This window comes from Paraburkholderia sp. EG287B (genome assembly GCF_040965595.1).
Taxonomy (GTDB): Bacteria; Pseudomonadota; Gammaproteobacteria; order Burkholderiales; family Burkholderiaceae; genus Paraburkholderia.
The window spans coordinates 1-14,412 of the sequence record NZ_JBFRCG010000004.1 but is presented as its reverse complement, the minus strand read 5'-3'; the positions used below and the strand labels follow the sequence as shown (position 1 = coordinate 14,412).

General features: G+C 67.1%; 11 protein-coding genes, 1 pseudogene and 1 riboswitch. Of the genes and pseudogenes, 7 read left to right on the top strand and 5 right to left on the bottom strand.

Annotated features, from left to right (window positions below; genetic code table 11):
• Positions 1 to 41: 41 nt before the first annotated feature.
• Positions 42 to 1,259 (bottom strand): FAD-dependent monooxygenase, encoded by a 1,218-nt coding sequence (locus tag AB4Y40_RS07545; protein ID WP_368687135.1) that lies wholly within the window; start codon positions 1,257 to 1,259, stop codon positions 42 to 44.
• Positions 1,260 to 1,397: 138 nt separating this feature from the next.
• Here AB4Y40_RS07545 and AB4Y40_RS07540 point away from each other — a divergent pair, with 138 nt between their 5' ends.
• From AB4Y40_RS07540 to AB4Y40_RS07530, 3 genes and pseudogenes are all read left to right on the top strand, one after another.
• The gene (locus tag AB4Y40_RS07540; RefSeq protein ID WP_368687134.1) at positions 1,398 to 2,342 is read left to right on the top strand and encodes a LysR family transcriptional regulator; all 945 of its coding nucleotides are present in this window, start codon (positions 1,398 to 1,400) and stop codon (positions 2,340 to 2,342) included.
• Positions 2,343 to 2,437: 95 nt separating this feature from the next.
• Positions 2,438 to 4,258 (top strand): chloride channel protein, encoded by a 1,821-nt coding sequence (locus tag AB4Y40_RS07535; RefSeq protein WP_368687133.1) that lies wholly within the window; start codon positions 2,438 to 2,440, stop codon positions 4,256 to 4,258.
• A 104-nt stretch (positions 4,259 to 4,362) separates the two neighbouring features.
• A pseudogene (locus AB4Y40_RS07530) lies at positions 4,363 to 4,593 on the top strand (class I SAM-dependent methyltransferase); the annotation flags it as partial.
• Between the two features lie 115 nt (positions 4,594 to 4,708).
• Here the strand turns inward: AB4Y40_RS07530 and AB4Y40_RS07525 are convergent.
• Positions 4,709 to 5,548: an ROK family protein gene (locus AB4Y40_RS07525; RefSeq protein WP_368687132.1), complete on the bottom strand. Its 840-nt coding sequence runs from the start codon at positions 5,546 to 5,548 to the stop codon at positions 4,709 to 4,711.
• Positions 5,549 to 5,570: 22 nt separating this feature from the next.
• The gene (gene zwf, locus AB4Y40_RS07520) at positions 5,571 to 7,193 is read right to left on the bottom strand and encodes a glucose-6-phosphate dehydrogenase (protein ID WP_368687131.1); all 1,623 of its coding nucleotides are present in this window, start codon (positions 7,191 to 7,193) and stop codon (positions 5,571 to 5,573) included.
• A gap of 222 nt (positions 7,194 to 7,415) precedes the next feature.
• Here zwf and AB4Y40_RS07515 point away from each other — a divergent pair, with 222 nt between their 5' ends.
• The 4 genes from AB4Y40_RS07515 to AB4Y40_RS07500 all read left to right on the top strand — a co-directional run bounded on the left by AB4Y40_RS07515 (position 7,416) and on the right by AB4Y40_RS07500 (position 11,565).
• Positions 7,416 to 9,170, top strand: a complete 1,755-nt coding sequence (locus AB4Y40_RS07515) for an IlvD/Edd family dehydratase (RefSeq protein WP_368687130.1) — start codon at positions 7,416 to 7,418, stop codon at positions 9,168 to 9,170.
• 134 nt (positions 9,171 to 9,304) lie between these two features.
• Positions 9,305 to 9,407: riboswitch (SAM-I-IV-variant riboswitch) on the top strand.
• Positions 9,408 to 9,449: 42 nt separating this feature from the next.
• A complete protein-coding gene (locus tag AB4Y40_RS07510) occupies positions 9,450 to 9,767 on the top strand; it encodes a hypothetical protein (protein WP_368687129.1) in 318 nt (105 codons plus the stop codon).
• Between the two features lie 43 nt (positions 9,768 to 9,810).
• Positions 9,811 to 10,779, top strand: coding sequence for an ROK family protein (locus AB4Y40_RS07505; protein WP_368687128.1), 969 nt, complete (start codon positions 9,811 to 9,813; stop codon positions 10,777 to 10,779).
• A 111-nt stretch (positions 10,780 to 10,890) separates the two neighbouring features.
• Positions 10,891 to 11,565 (top strand): hypothetical protein, encoded by a 675-nt coding sequence (locus AB4Y40_RS07500; protein ID WP_368687127.1) that lies wholly within the window; start codon positions 10,891 to 10,893, stop codon positions 11,563 to 11,565.
• Positions 11,566 to 11,576: 11 nt separating this feature from the next.
• On the opposite strand, the gene AB4Y40_RS07495 is transcribed toward AB4Y40_RS07500, so the two are convergent.
• The gene (locus tag AB4Y40_RS07495) at positions 11,577 to 12,674 is read right to left on the bottom strand and encodes an enolase C-terminal domain-like protein (RefSeq protein WP_368687126.1); all 1,098 of its coding nucleotides are present in this window, start codon (positions 12,672 to 12,674) and stop codon (positions 11,577 to 11,579) included.
• Positions 12,675 to 12,695: 21 nt separating this feature from the next.
• The coding region (locus tag AB4Y40_RS07490; RefSeq protein ID WP_368687125.1) for a xanthine dehydrogenase family protein molybdopterin-binding subunit at positions 12,696 to 14,412 on the bottom strand (1,717 nt) is incomplete at its 5' end.

Genomic DNA, 14,412 nt, shown 5'->3' with positions numbered 1-14,412 from the left:
GAGATTAACGGATCATTAACTGTGCAACTTGCCGGCCCCTTTTACAGCCACGTCCCCCCTTGGCGCTCGTTCGGCTCCTGCGCAAGCGCGTCGAAATCGTGGATCCAGTCCAGATGATTGAGCACGCCCTCGCGCGAGCCGAGCCGGGCGTTGCGTTCCCGCGCGGCGGGGCCGTCGGGCAGATGCAGCACGTCCGCCGTGGTGATCGAAGCGTACTGCACCTTGCGCGTGCGGCCCCGGCGCAGGCGCTCGTAGGCTTCCTGCGCTTCGTGCCAGTTGCCGGGTCCCGCCTTCGCCAGTTGGTCGGCCAGCACCACGGCATCCTCGATCGACTGGTTCGCGCCCTGGCCGTGGTGCGGCACGAGCGCATGCGCGGCGTCGCCGATCAGCGTGATGCGGCCCTTGCTCCAGCGGCCGAGCGGCGGGCGGTGGAACAGCCCCCAGCGCTGGCTGATCGGCGCGGCGGTGATCATCTGCACGACGGCCGGGTGCCAGTCCCTGAAAAGGCGCAGTTGCTCGCCCTCCTGGGCGGGCATGACCCACTTGCGCGACGGCCACGGCGAGGGATGGCGCTCGACCAGCAGGAAATTCTGGTCGCCCTTGTCGCCAATCGGATAGTGCAGCAGATGGCCGCCCGGCCCGACCCAGAACTGGATGGTCTCGGGATCGGGCAACAGGTCCACGCGCTCCGCGGGCACCACGCCGCGAAAGCCCGAGCAGCCCGAATACAGCGCGTCGTCGTAGCCCAGCATCCAGCGCCGCGTGATCGAGCGCGCGCCGTCGGCGCCGATCACGAGATCGGCATCGACGCGTTCGCCGTTGGCGAACGTCAGGCTCACGCGATCGGCATGCTGCGCGAGATCGACGAGCCGATGGCTGAGCTTGATGCGCTCGAGCCCGACCGCGCCCGACAGCACCGCTTGCAGATCGGCGCGATGCACGCCCCAGTACGAGCCGCCGAATTGCCCGCGGGAGTCCGGTGCGCCGCGATGGTGGCCGATCACCGCGCCGCTGCGGCCGTCGCGATAGACGAGCCCCGGCACTTCCGCGCAGACTTTCTCGAAGGCCGGGCGCAGGCCCATGCGCTCGTAGAAGCGTGTGGCGTTGGCCGAGAGCGCGACGGCCGCGCCCACTTCGCGCAGCTCGTCGGTCTGCTCGAAGAGTTGCGCGTCGATGCCGTGCTCGCGCAGCGCGAGCGCGAGTGTGAGGCCGCCGATGCCAGCGCCGACGATCGCAATCTTCAGATCACGTGGTTTCATGACTGTGTCTCCGATATTCAGATATGTGGGGTCGGCTGGCGCTGGTTCGTCACGCTCACACCGTGTCGGCATTCTCGGCAGCCGCTTCTCATTCCACAATAAAATGGAATGAATCTGCTTCATCACTGGATTGAATGAATGGAACTGGGTGACATCGATCTCAACCTGCTGCTGCTTTTTCATCGGCTCATGCGCGAGCGGCGCGTGGCGAGCGTGGCCGAGCAGATGAACATGAGCCAGCCCGGCGTGAGCAACGCGCTCGCGAAGCTGCGCCGCCTGCTGGGCGATCCGCTCTTCGTGCGCGGGCCGGGCGGCGTGGTGCCCACGCCGTTCGCGCTGCGTCTCGCGGAGCCGGTCGCGCAGGCGCTCGCCACGCTGCACGGCGCGCTCAATCCCGTGACCGGCTTCGATCCGCTGCGCGCCACGCGCACCATGACGATCGGCATGACCGACATCGGCGAGGTCGTGTTTCTGCCCGCGCTGCTCGAGCGCCTCGCGCGCGAAGCCCCGGGCGTCGCGCTCAATACCGTGCGCAATACGGGCGTCAATCTCAGCGACGAGATGGCCGATGGCCGGGTCGATCTGGCCATCGGGTTGCTGCCGCAACTCAAGGGCGGCTTCTATCAGCGGCGCCTCTTCGATCAGCGCTATGTCTGCCTTTTCAGGCGGGGGCATCCGCTCGAGAACGCGGCGCTCACGCTCGCGGCCTGGCGCGAGGCCGAGCATCTGGTGGTGGTGTCGGCGGGCACGGGGCACGGCCAGGTCGACGAGTGGCTGAAACGGCGCGGCGTGAAGCGTCAGGTGCGGCTTTCGGTGCCGCACTTCATGAGCGTGGGCTACATCCTCGAACGCACCGATCTGATCGCCACCGTGCCGGAGCGGCTGGCGCTGCAACTGGCGAAGCCGTTTTCGCTGAGCCTGAGCGCGCTGCCCATGAAGCTGCCCGCCGCGCCGATTCACTTGCTCTGGCACGCGCGCGTGCAGCACGACGAAGGCAACCGCTGGCTGCGCGAACTCGTGATCGAACTCTTTGCCGATGGGGGCGGGCAAGCGCGCAAGGGTAGCGGCGCTGCCCGCGCTTGAGCGGCGACAGATTCAGCCAGTGCCACGAGTTACATCATAATGTGATATAAAGTGCGGAGGACGTTACTGACCGATTTCGAGCGGCAAGAGGAACCATGAGCAATCACAACGGCGACAGGGGCGATTTCGCGACCGATGTCCGGCTTCTGCGCATTAGCGCCATTGCGGCCGCCGGCGGCGCGCTGAGCACCGTCGCGGCGGACTTTCTCCTGCACCTCATCCGCTTCTTCACGAACCTGTTCTTCTTCCAGTCGTTTTCCACGGCGAATCATTCGCCGGCCGAGAACACGCTCGGCCTGCTCGTGGTCGCGATGCCGGTGATCGGCGGCCTGATCGTGGGGCTGATTGCGCGCTATGGCTCCGAGCAGATCCGCGGCCACGGCATTCCCGAAGCCATCGAAGCCATCTTGTTCGGCAAGAGCAAGATGTCGCCGAAAGTCGCCGTGCTCAAGCCGCTCGCCTCCGCCATTGCGATCGGCAGCGGCGGCCCGTTCGGGGCCGAAGGCCCGATCATCATGACGGGCGGGGCGATCGGCTCGCTCATCGCGCAGTTCTTCCACCTCTCGGGGGCGGAGCGCAAGGCGCTGCTCGTGGCGGGTGCGGTGGCGGGCATGACCGCGGTGTTCGGCACGCCGGTCGCCGCCGTGCTGCTCGCCATCGAGCTGCTGCTGTTCGAATTGCGGCCGCGCAGCCTGCTGCCCGTCGCCATTGCCTGCGCCGTCGCCGGCTTCACGCGTCCGCTGCTGCTCGGCAGCGGCCCGCTCTTTCCGCTGCAAACCATGCCGCTCGGCACGGTCGGCATCGTGTCGTCGTGCATTGCCGGGCTCGTCGCGGGCGCGTTGTCGTGGGGCCTGTCCACGTGGCTCTACAAGGTCGAGGACCTGTTCGGCAAGCTGCCGATCCACTGGATGTGGTGGCCGGCGCTCGGCGCCATCGCGGTGGGCATTGGCGGGTACTTTCAGCCGCGCACGCTCGGCGTGGGCTACGACGTGATCGGCGACCTGCTGCACAACCACCTCGCCATGCAGGCGGTGATCGGCATCGTGGTCGTAAAGGCCATCATCTGGGTCATTGCGCTTGCCTCGGGCACCTCGGGCGGTGTGCTCGCACCGTTGCTGATGATGGGCGCGGGCGTGGGCGCGCTGGCCGGCCCCTACATGCCGGGCCACGAGCCCGCGGTGTGGCCGCTCATCTTCATGGCGGCCGCGCTCGGCGGCATGATGCGCGCGCCGGTCATGGCCGCCGTGTTCGCGTTCGAACTCACGGGCGACGCCAATGCCTTGCTGCCGCTGCTCGCTTCGGCGGCGGTGGCGTACGGCTTCACGGTGCTGCTCATGCGCCGCTCGATTCTCACCGAGAAGATCGCGCGCCGTGGCTATCACATTTACCGCGAATACAGCATCGACCCGCTCGAGCGGCACTACGTGGATGAGGTCATGACCAAGGGCGTGCAATCGATCGACGCCCGCACGCCGGTCGCCGACGTGCTGCGCACCTACTTCGGCGCGCAGCAGAAGTTCCGCGCGTTCCCCGTGGTCGACAACGGCGTGCTCGTGGGCATGGCCGACCGCGCGCTGCTCGACCGTGCGTTGCCCAGTTCCGCGGATGCGCCCATCGGCGCGCTTTTCTCCGATGCACTGCCCGAAGTTGCGCTGCCCGGCGAGACCTGCCGGAACGTGGCCGCGCGCCTGGCCATCACGGGGCTCGACCGCGTTCCCGTCGTCGACGACGACAAGAGCCGCCGCCTGCTCGGCATCGTGTCGCGCCACGATCTCGTCAAGCCTTCGCTTTCGGTGTTCACGGAAGAGCGCGAGCGCGAACAGTTCCGCCGCGTGTGGGTGCCGCGCAACGAGCGCTTCGCACCCACCAGCAAGCGCCCGGGCATGACGGACGAGCGCGCCGAAGCCAAACACTGAGCCCTGTCCGCACAACGCAACGCGCCAACACGGAGAAATAGATGCCTGATGAGGGAAAAGCAAAACAGGGGTTTGGCGCATTCCTTAAATCATTTGCGACGCGCGTGCTGACCGAGCGCGACACGCACCTGGGCGATGTGCCCAACGAATACTTCGCCATGTGGCTGGACCCGAGAATGGTCTACTCGTGCGCGTGGTTCGAAAGCGGCGAAGAAGACCTCGCCACGGCGCAGCTCAAGAAGATCGACCATGTGCTCACGAAAATCGGCCTGCAGCCGGGCCACCGCGTGCTCGATGTCGATTGCGGCTGGGGCGCACTGGTCATTCGGGCCGCGCAGCAACCGCAATGCGCGAAAGCGGCATCGAGGTGTCGATCTACGAGATCGTCGGGCGCAAGGTGGGCACGCGGGCCAGCGCGCTGCCCTGGCCCGGCGTGAGTTAACCCCTCCGCTAGCGGAATTTGCCCGCGCGCTGGGTGGCCGCGGGCAACTGCCGCGTTTCGCGCACCGAGCGCGGATGCCACAGGCGCGCGCCGCCCTCGATGCCCCGGTCGTTCGACACGGTTGCCACGTTCGGCGGCAGATCGAATGTGAGGCGAGCCGCGTTGCCGCCGCCTATCCACAGCTTGTCGTAGTGCACGAGCGAGTCGAGTATGCCGATGATCTTCTCGACGCGCGCGTTCCAGCGCTTGTTCCCCGCCTTGCTGCGCGCGGCGTCGCCGATGTACTCGTCGTACGCGCGCTTCCTGCTGACAGGATGATGTGCGAGTTCGAGGTGCGGCATCAGTTCGCCGTCACGGAACATGGCTGTGCCCACGCCCGTGCCGAGCGTCATCACGAATTCCAGTCCTTCCCCTTCGATCGCGGCGAGGCCCTGCATTTCCGCATCGTTGATCATGCGCACCGACGCAATGCCGAGGCGCTCGCCGAGCATCTGCGCGAGCGGCACGTCGTTCCAGTCGTCGGGGCCGAGATGCGGCGCCGTGATCACATGATTGTTGCGCACGAAACCAGGAAAGCCGATCGAAACGTGGGTCGCCGGATACTGCTTGAGCAGCGGGCCGGCGAGCGTCGCGAGCGTTTCGACCAGCAAGGCGGGCGGGCACGGATGCGGCGTCGCCACACGCACGCGCTGCGTGCGCATCGCGCCGCTCGCGTCGATGATCGCGGCCTTCAGGCCCGTGCCGCCTACGTCGATGGCGAGAATATTTTCGATGTCCTGCGGCGTGTGCGCTGCACTGACCGCGCTTTTCACAGCACTTTTCTTGACCGCTTTTTCGATTCTGGTCATACGTTCTCCTTGGCTGTCGGGTTCACGTCTTCTTCGCCGGCGCCGGCGCGAGGGCGCGCCACGCCCGGCCGTCGCGCGCGAGCAGCGCATCGGCCTGCGCCGGCCCTTCGCTGCCCGCGGCGTACTCGTACACGGGAAGCGCGGCGTCGAGTTCCGGGTGCAATACGCCATCCACGGTCGACCATGCCGCTTCAATGCCGTCGGCGCGTTGAAAGAGCGTCTGGTCGCCGAGCATGCAATCGTAGAGCAGGGTTTCGTAGCCCACGTTGGCGCGCTCCGCGAAGAAGTCGTCGTAGTCGAACGACGAATGCACGGGGCCGATCTGCACGACCGGCCCCGGCGTCTTCACGTTGAAGTCGAAGCTCGTGCCATGCGACGGGTCGATACGCAGCGTCAGCACGTTGGGCGTGAGCGTATCGACCGGCGTGTCGCGAAAGAGCAGGAACGGCACGCTTTTCAACTGCACCGAAATCTCCGTGCGCCGGGCGGCGAGGCGCTTGCCGGTACGCAGATAGAACGGCACGCCTGCCCAGCGCCAGTTGTCGATCTGCACGCGCGCGGCGGCATAGGTTTCGGTGCGGCTGTCCTGCGCCACGTCCGGCTCTTCGCGGTAGCCCACGCCCGCCGGGCCTTTTGCGTATTGACCGAACACCACGTCGTCGGGCGTGAGCGGCTTGAGCGCATCGAAAATGTCGGCCTTCTTGTTGCGCACGGCTTCGGCGTCGAACGAGTTGGGCGGCTCCATGGCGACCATGCCGAGCAGCTGAAACAGGTGATTGGGCACCATGTCGCGAAACGCGCCGGTCTGCTCGTAGAACTTGCCGCGGCCCTCCACGCCGATCACTTCCGAAGCCGTGATCTGCACGCTGTCGATGTACTCGCGCCGCCAGACGGGCTCGAACATCGCGTTGGCGAAGCGCAGCGCGAGAATGCTCTGCACTGTGTCCTTGCCGAGGAAATGGTCGATGCGATAAACCTGCGATTCGTTCGCGACGCGCAGCACATGCTGGTTCAAGTCGCGCGCCGAAGCGAGATCGGCGCCAAAGGGCTTTTCGATCACGACGCGGCGGAACGTGCCGTTGCCGTCGTTGCCCTCGTCGAGCAGCCCGGCCCGCCCGAGGCGCTCGATAATCGGTTTGAAGAAGCGCGCGCCCACGGCGAGATAGAACACGACGCTGCCGCGCGACTTGCCGTTCAGCTGCTGCGCGAGGCGCTCGAACGCGCTGTCGTCCTCGAATTCGCCCGCCATGTAGGTGAGGCGCTGCGCGACCCAGTCCCACGCCTTGTCGTCGAGCTTGCCGGCGTGGAAGGTGCTCGCCTTGTCGGCGGCGAATTTTTCGAGTGAGGCGTGCAGGTCGTCGGCCCACGCCTTCGTCTCGCGCTCGCCATGATTCACGCCGATGATCTTCATGCCGTCGTCGAGCAGGCGGTCGACGGCGAGGTTGTAGAGCGCCGGCATCAACAGGCGCTTGGTCAGATCGCCGCCCGCGCCGAAGATCACGAGCGTGCAGGGCGGCGCGGGATGCTTGCCGGGGGGCGAGGCGGGCGCGGCCGGTGCGCCGCGCGGATGCGCAGGCACTTTCGCGCTGGGGGCCGCGCGGGAAGCTTCATTGGAAGAGGCAGGGTGAGTCGGTTTCGTCGACATGATTTCGCTTCAGTGGGCCGAAATGAAGACAGCGAGCAAATCCGGTACCTTGACTGACCCAGTTTGCGCGCATTGAGTTCAATCCGCCAATGAAGGTATTTTGTAATGTCGTGGGCGCGCACGTCGGGCCGCTCCCCACCTCGCCGATGGCGCGATTCGCAGTACCCTTACCGGCGGCGGCACTTCGATCAATCTGCATGAACCGACCCGAGGATGGTGGTTATGTCCGAAAAGCACTCCCCCGACGAAAAAGATTCCCATGATCCGCAGGGCATGCGTGGCGGACTGACGAACTACGGCGACACCGACTTCTCGCTGTTCCTGCGCAAGGCCTTCATCAAGGGCGCCGGATATACCGACGATGCGCTGGCGCGACCCGTCATCGGCATCACGAACACGGGCAGTGCGTACAACCCGTGCCACGGCAACGTGCCCCAGCTGCTCGAGGCGCTCAAGCGCGGCGTTCTGCTGGCGGGCGGCTTGCCGATGGAATTCCCGACCATCTCCATCCACGAGAGCTTTTCGCAGCCGACCAGCATGTTCATGCGCAACCTCATGTCGATGGATACGGAGGAGATGATCCGCGCCCAGCCCATGGACGCGGTGGTGCTCATCGGCGGCTGTGACAAGACGGTGCCTGCGCAGTTGATGGGCGCGGCATCGGCGGGCATTCCGGCCATTCAGCTCATTACCGGGTCGATGGTGACGGGCGCGCATCGCGGCGAACGCGTCGGCGCGTGTACGGATTGCCGCCGCTACTGGGGCAAGTTTCGTGCGGGCGAAGTTACGGCGGACGAGATCGCCGAGGTGAACGACCGCCTCGTGCCGAGCGTCGGCACCTGCGCCGTCATGGGCACGGCCAGCACGATGGCCTGCGTGGCGGAAGCCATGGGCATGACGACGCCGGGCGGGGCCTCGCCGCCGGCGGTGAGCTCGGACCGTATGCGCGTGGCCGAGCAGACCGGCGCGCAAGTCGTGGCGATGGCGAAACGGCGGCTCACCATCGACCAGGTGCTCAGCGCCGAGTCGTTCGAGAACGGCTTGCGGGTGCTGCTGGCCATTGGCGGATCGACCAACGGTATCGTGCATCTCGCCGCTATTGCCGGGCGCATGGGCTTCGACATCGATCTGGACGCGGTGGACCGCATGGGCCGCGAAACGCCGGTGCTGCTCAACCTGAAGCCGTCCGGCGAGCACTACATGGAAGATTTTCATCGGGCTGGCGGCATGGCCACGCTGCTGCACGAGCTGAAGCCGTTGCTGCATCTCGATGCCATGACCGTGACCGGCCGCACCCTGGGCGAGGAGATGGAGCGCGCCGGGCCGCGCTTCGCGCAGGACGTGGTGAAGCCGCTCAGCGCGCCCATTTACCCGCAAGGCGGCCTCGCCGTACTGCGCGGCAATCTTGCGCCGGGCGGCGCGGTCATCAAGCAATCGGCCGCCTCGGCGGCACTCATGGAGCACGAGGGCCGCGCCGTGGTGTTCGAAGACGCGACCGATATGGCGAACCGCATCGACTCCGACGACCTCGACGTGCAGGCCGACGACGTGATCGTCCTCAAGCGCATCGGGCCCAAAGGCGCGCCGGGCATGCCCGAGGCCGGCTATATCCCGATCCCGAAGAAGCTGGCGCGGGCCGGCGTGAAAGACATGGTGCGGATTTCGGACGGACGCATGAGCGGCACGGCATTCGGGACGATCGTGCTGCACGTCACGCCGGAAGCCGCCATCGGCGGCCCGCTCGCGCAGGTCCGCAACGGCGACCGCATCCGCTTGAGCGTGGCCAACCGCGAGATCGCCCTGCTCGTGGACGACGAAGAACTGCGGCGCCGGGCGCTGGCGAATCCGGTGACTGCGCCCACGGCAAGCCGCGGTTATCACAAGCTCTTTCTGGACACCGTGACCCAGGCAGACCAGGGCGCCGATTTCGATTTCCTCAGGGCTGCCGAAACGCGCGGCACAGTTCCCAGGAAGTAGCGTGCGGGCCGGAAGGCCGGGAAGCCGGGAAGCCGGGTGCGCAGTTGCGCGTGGCCGCACTGCTTGCCCGGCGTTCTGATTTCGGTATAATGAAAGCTCGTTCGGAATATCGAACAAGAATAAATCAAGCAGCAGCAAAGCATCCAGAGTCGGACTGACCGACGCCAACCTGCCTCCCGGGCAAGGTGGAAGCCCTCGAGGCGATGCGGCCGATTAACGGCAACGAAACGGGAACAGCCTGGCTGGCACCGGTTCGATCAACCTTCATCCGGAGCCACCATGCATCAAGACACCTCCTCCTCGTCGACCGTCTGTGAAGACCTGTCGCACTGCCTTCCTGGTTTCACGCTGACTCACACCGTTCATCTCGTGTCCGGTCTGGATCTTGGCGTTGTTTCGACCGCTGCCGGCGTGCTCGACGGCGAACGGGTGGTCGTCGACCGATGGGCCGTGACCCGCTTCGGCGACGTGCTCGAGCAAAAAATCGTATTTGGCGACATGACCGAAAGGCGGGCGGCCCGGCTGCGCGAACAGCTCGCGGCCGTCGACGGCGTGTTGCGCGCGAAGATAGAGCATCATTTCGTGCGCGCCCGCTGAAACCGCCGGCCGCCGTCGCCGCTGCACTGAACGAGGAGTCAGGGTGCCAGACACCAGCGTTGAACGAGGGCAACACCCACGCGTCTTTGTTGCGGACATCGGCGGCTCGTACATCAGGCTCGGTGTATCGGACCGCCCGGGCAGCGTACGCCTCGTGGAAAGCGTGCCGACGCCCGTCGACAGCTGGGAGGCGTTCGGCGCGGCCCTCGAAGCCCTCGCGACCCGGCATATCGGCGAGACCCGCTCGCCCCTCGTCATCTCGATGGCGGGGGCGATCGATCCCGCAAACGGCGTGATTTGCGCGTCCAACATCCCCTGCGTCTCGGGCCGCGTGCTCGGCGCGGCGTTGTCGTCCCGGCTCCAGCGGCGCATCCGCATTGCCAACGACGCGGACTGCCTCGCCTTGGCCGAGGCCGTCGAGGGCGCGGGGGCGGGCCACGATGTCGTGTTTGGCGTGGTCCTCGGCTCCGGTGTCGGCGGCGGGCTCGTCGTGGGCGGCCGTGTGGTCGGCGGTGCGAGCGGCATCGCGGGCGAGTGGGGCCACGGGCTGCCCGTCAGCACGCACGTCGACTTCGACGGCACGGGCCACGCCCAGCCCGTGAGCGCCTTGCGTTGCGGCTGCGGGCGCCTGGGCTGCGTCGACACCATCGGCGCGGCACGCGGTCTGGAACGGCTCCACGCACTCCTGCACGACGAACAGAAAGACAGCCATACCCTGCTCGACGACTGGCAGCGAGGCGGCGCTTGCGCGCGGCGCACCGTTGCCGCCTGGCTCGCACTGGTATCGGAACCGCTCGCAGCCGTGGTCAATATCACGGGCGCCTCGGTCGTCCCGGTTTGCGGCGGCCTGTCAAATGTGGCCCCATTGATCGACGCGCTGGATGCGGCCGTGCGCAAGCGCACGCTGCGGCAATTTCGCGAACGCGTCGTGGTTCCGGGCGCGTTCCGGCAGGACGGCGGACTCATCGGTGCGGCCATCATCGCGAGGCAGGACGACTGGCGCGAGCCGTAACGCGCCGTGATCGCCCGCACAGGAAAAATGGGCTTCCGACGCCTAAACTGATCTATGAAGCCAGACGGCTATCGGTCAGGGTATCGGTCAGCGGCTACCGGGGTAAGCATCATGAAAGGGCGTGAATTGTGCAGACTCCTGCTCGTGCTCGTGGCGCTATGCATCAGCGCCGGGGCGAGCGCGGGGAGAGGCGGCGGATGGATGCATGGCGGCGGCGGTGGCTGGGGCGGCGGTGGAGGCGGCTGGGGCGGCGGCTATGGCGGCGTGAATCGCGGCAGCGGCTGGAGCGGCGGCTACCACGGCGGTTATAACGGCAGCTATCACGGCGGCGGCTGGTATCACGGCGGTTATTACCACGGCGGCTACTACCACGGCTACGGCTGGTACCACGGCGGCTACTATCACGGCTGGTATGGCTGCTGCGGATCGGCGAGCGTCGGCTTCTACTTCGGCCCCGGCTTCATCTACGGCTATCCGTTCTATCCGTACTACTATCCGCCGTACGTCGCGAGCGTCTACTACCCCTACGTTTCCGGCGACTTTTCGCAGCCCACGCAGTGGATCGAACAAGGCCAGGGCCAGGCCCAGGCCGAGCCCCAGTACGGCGGCGCCAATATGTACGATCAAAACGAGGAGCAGTACGGGCAAGGCGGCCAAAGCGGCCAGGGTGGCGAGGCGCCATACGGCGTCTGGTACTACTGCGTCGCGTCGCAGACCTACTACCCGTACGTAAGGACCTGCCCCGGCGGCTGGCAGCTGGTGCCCGCGCGGCCACCGGACAGTTGAATGACGGCGCGTCAGCGCACCGCGTAGCGTTCGGCTTCGGCGTGGCGGAACGTCAGGCCATGGCCGTGGCGCGCGAGGTCGGGCGCGATACGTCCGGCGTGCAGGCGCGGCGCGCCTTCGAACAGCATCGCTTCGATGCGCGCGTGATCGTGAAACCACTCGATATGCACGAGGCGCCGCGCCGCGCACGCCACGTGCAGATGCAGCGCCGGCGCGCAATGCGCCGAGAGCGGCGTATGCCATGCATCGCACAGCGCGTCGGCCTGCAGAAAGCCGGTGACGCCGCAGCAGCGCGTGGCGTCGGCCTGCAGCACGTCCACGGCGTGGCTTTCCAGCAGCGCGCGGAAGTCGTCTGCCGTATAGGCGTATTCGCCCGCCGCGAGCGCCATGCGCGCGGGCAGGGCGGCGCGCAGCGCGGCGAGGCCGCGGCGGTCGTCCGAGGAGACCGGCTCTTCGAACCACTGCACGTCCTCTTGCGCGAAGCATTGCGCGAGTCGCTGCGCCTCCTTGATCTCATACGCGCCGTTGGCGTCGACGAAAAGGCCCGCTGTGTTGCCTATCGCCTGGCGCGCCGCCGCCACGCGCGCCGGATCGTCGGCCGGGTGCGAACCGACTTTCATCTTGACCCACGCGCAGCCGTCGTCCTCGACCCAGCCGCGCAGCTGCTTCGTGAGCGTTTTCAGGTTGTAGCTCGTGAAGCCGCCGCTGCCGTACACGGGCACGCGCTCGCGCTGCATGCCGAGCAGCGCGCATAGCGGGATGCCGAGCGCCTTCGCCTTGAGGTCCCAGAGCGCGGCATCGACGGCGGAAATCGCGCAGGCCGCGAGGCCCGGCCGGCCGATGTTGCGAACGGCCCGCTGCATGTCGAGGTTGATGCGCGCGATGTCGAAGAGGTCGTGCTGGCGCACGGCGTCGCCGAGCACGCTCTCCACGAGCGCCGTGGCGCCCGCATGCGCATAGGTATAGCCCACGCCCGTGAAGCCGAGCGCGTCGATTTCGACCAGCACGAGCGTGGTGGAACGCCAGGCGATCGTGCCGTCCGCTTCGGGGGCGTCGGTGGGGATCGTATAGGCGCGGGCTTCGAGGCGCGTCACCCGGGTTGCGTTCATGGTCTCGGGTCCGGGCCGGTTTCACAGCAGCTTGTCGAGTGTGATCGGCAGATCGCGCACGCGCTTGCCCGTGGCGTTGTAGATCGCGTTCGCCACCGCTGCGGCCACGCCCACCACACCGATCTCGCCCACGCCCTTCGCGCCGAGCGGGTTCACCACGTCGTCGTGCTCGTTCACGAACAGCACGTCGATCTCGCCGATGTCGCGATTCACCGGCACGTGATATTCCGCGAGGTTGTGGTTCATGATGCGCCCGAGCGTATGGTCGATTTGCGCTTCCTCGTGCAGCGCCATGCCGATGCCCCATACCACGCCGCCGGCGATCTGGTTCGCCGCTGTTTTCGGGTTGACGATGCGGCCCGCCGCGACCGCGCTCACCACGCGCGCCACACGCACCACGCCGAGCGCTTCGTCCACGCGCACTTCGGCGAACACGGCCGAATGCGTCGCCATGGAATACTGCTTCTGGAGTGCCTCGGGCGCGAGCGTGATCTGCGCTTCGAGCGTTTTCATGCCCGCGTCGGCGAACACGTCGGCAAGGCGGGCGCGCGTCTCGGGCCGGCCGGCGCTCTCGTGCAGGCTCACTTCGCCGCCTTCGATCACGAGCGCTTCGTCCAGCATGGCGGGGTCGAGATTGGCGAACGCCACGCCGCCGTGCGCGGGCAGCAGTTGCGCGAGGCGCGAGCGCAGTTGCGTGCAGGCCAGCGATGCGGCGCTGCCGACCGAAGCCACGGTCCACGAGCCGCCCTCGATCGGCGCGCTCGGCAATGACGTGTCGCCGAGCGTGAAGTCCACGTCGTCGATGGCCATGTGCAGCGCGTCGGCGGCGATCTGCGAAATGGCGGTGTAGGTGCCGGTGCCGATATCGGCCGTGGCGCTGGCGAGTTCGAGGCGGCCTTGCGCATTGAGCACGGCGCGCACGGTCGCCTCCGTCTGCAACGCTTCCCAGATGCCCGTGGCCATGCCGTAGCCCACCAGTTCGTGGCCCTCGCGCATGGCACGCGGCGTGGCAATGCGCGCGCCCCAGCCAAACCGCTCGGCGCCTTGCGCGTAGCAGTCGAGCAGCGCCTTGCTCGAATACGGCAACTGCTTGTTCGCGTCTTCGTCGGCGTAATTGCGGATGCGCAGTTCGAGCGGGTCCATGTCCAGCGCGACGGCCAGTTCGTCCATGGCGCATTCGAGCGCGTAGAGGCCTTGCGCGGCGCCGGGCGCGCGCATGTCGAGCGGCGTGTACACGTCGAGCCGCCCGAGCTTGTAGCCGAGCTGGACGTGCGGCGCGCGATAGAGCCGTCCCGTCCAGTTGACGACCACGTCGGTGAAGTCCTCGAACTGCGAGGTTTCTCCCACGGCTTCGTGGATGATCGCTTCGAGGCGGCCGTCGCTGTGCGCGGCGAGCGCAACGTGCTGGATCGAGGCGGGCCGGTGCCCGAACGTGAACATTTGCGCGCGCGTGAGCGCTACGCGCACGGGCAGGCGCAGCGCGCGCGCCGCCATCATCGCGAGCGGCAGATGATATTGCGGCCGCAGGCCGGAGCCGAATGCGCCGCCCACGAACGGCGAGATCACGCGCACGCGGTCCTGCGCCAGGCCAAATACCTTCATGAGGTATTGCTGAGTATTGCTCACGCCCTGGGTCTTTTCGTAGACGGTATAGCGGCCGTCGGCGGAAGGCACGACGGTGCAGCCGTGCATCTCCATCGGCTGATGAAATTCCGTGGGCGTGCTGTAAAACGCGTCG

Bases quoted from the DNA above. Each gene is read 5' to 3' on its own strand.
- AB4Y40_RS07545 (WP_368687135.1), bottom strand. From the start codon at position 1,259: ATGAAACCACGTGATCTGAAGATTGCGATCGTCGGCGCTGGCATCGGC.
- AB4Y40_RS07540 (WP_368687134.1), top strand. From the start codon at position 1,398: ATGGAACTGGGTGACATCGATCTCAACCTGCTGCTGCTTTTTCATCGG.
- AB4Y40_RS07535 (WP_368687133.1), top strand. From the start codon at position 2,438: ATGAGCAATCACAACGGCGACAGGGGCGATTTCGCGACCGATGTCCGG.
- AB4Y40_RS07525 (WP_368687132.1), bottom strand. From the start codon at position 5,548: ATGACCAGAATCGAAAAAGCGGTCAAGAAAAGTGCTGTGAAAAGCGCG.
- zwf (WP_368687131.1), bottom strand. From the start codon at position 7,193: ATGTCGACGAAACCGACTCACCCTGCCTCTTCCAATGAAGCTTCCCGC.
- AB4Y40_RS07515 (WP_368687130.1), top strand. From the start codon at position 7,416: ATGTCCGAAAAGCACTCCCCCGACGAAAAAGATTCCCATGATCCGCAG.
- AB4Y40_RS07510 (WP_368687129.1), top strand. From the start codon at position 9,450: ATGCATCAAGACACCTCCTCCTCGTCGACCGTCTGTGAAGACCTGTCG.
- AB4Y40_RS07500 (WP_368687127.1), top strand. From the start codon at position 10,891: ATGAAAGGGCGTGAATTGTGCAGACTCCTGCTCGTGCTCGTGGCGCTA.
- AB4Y40_RS07495 (WP_368687126.1), bottom strand. From the start codon at position 12,674: ATGAACGCAACCCGGGTGACGCGCCTCGAAGCCCGCGCCTATACGATC.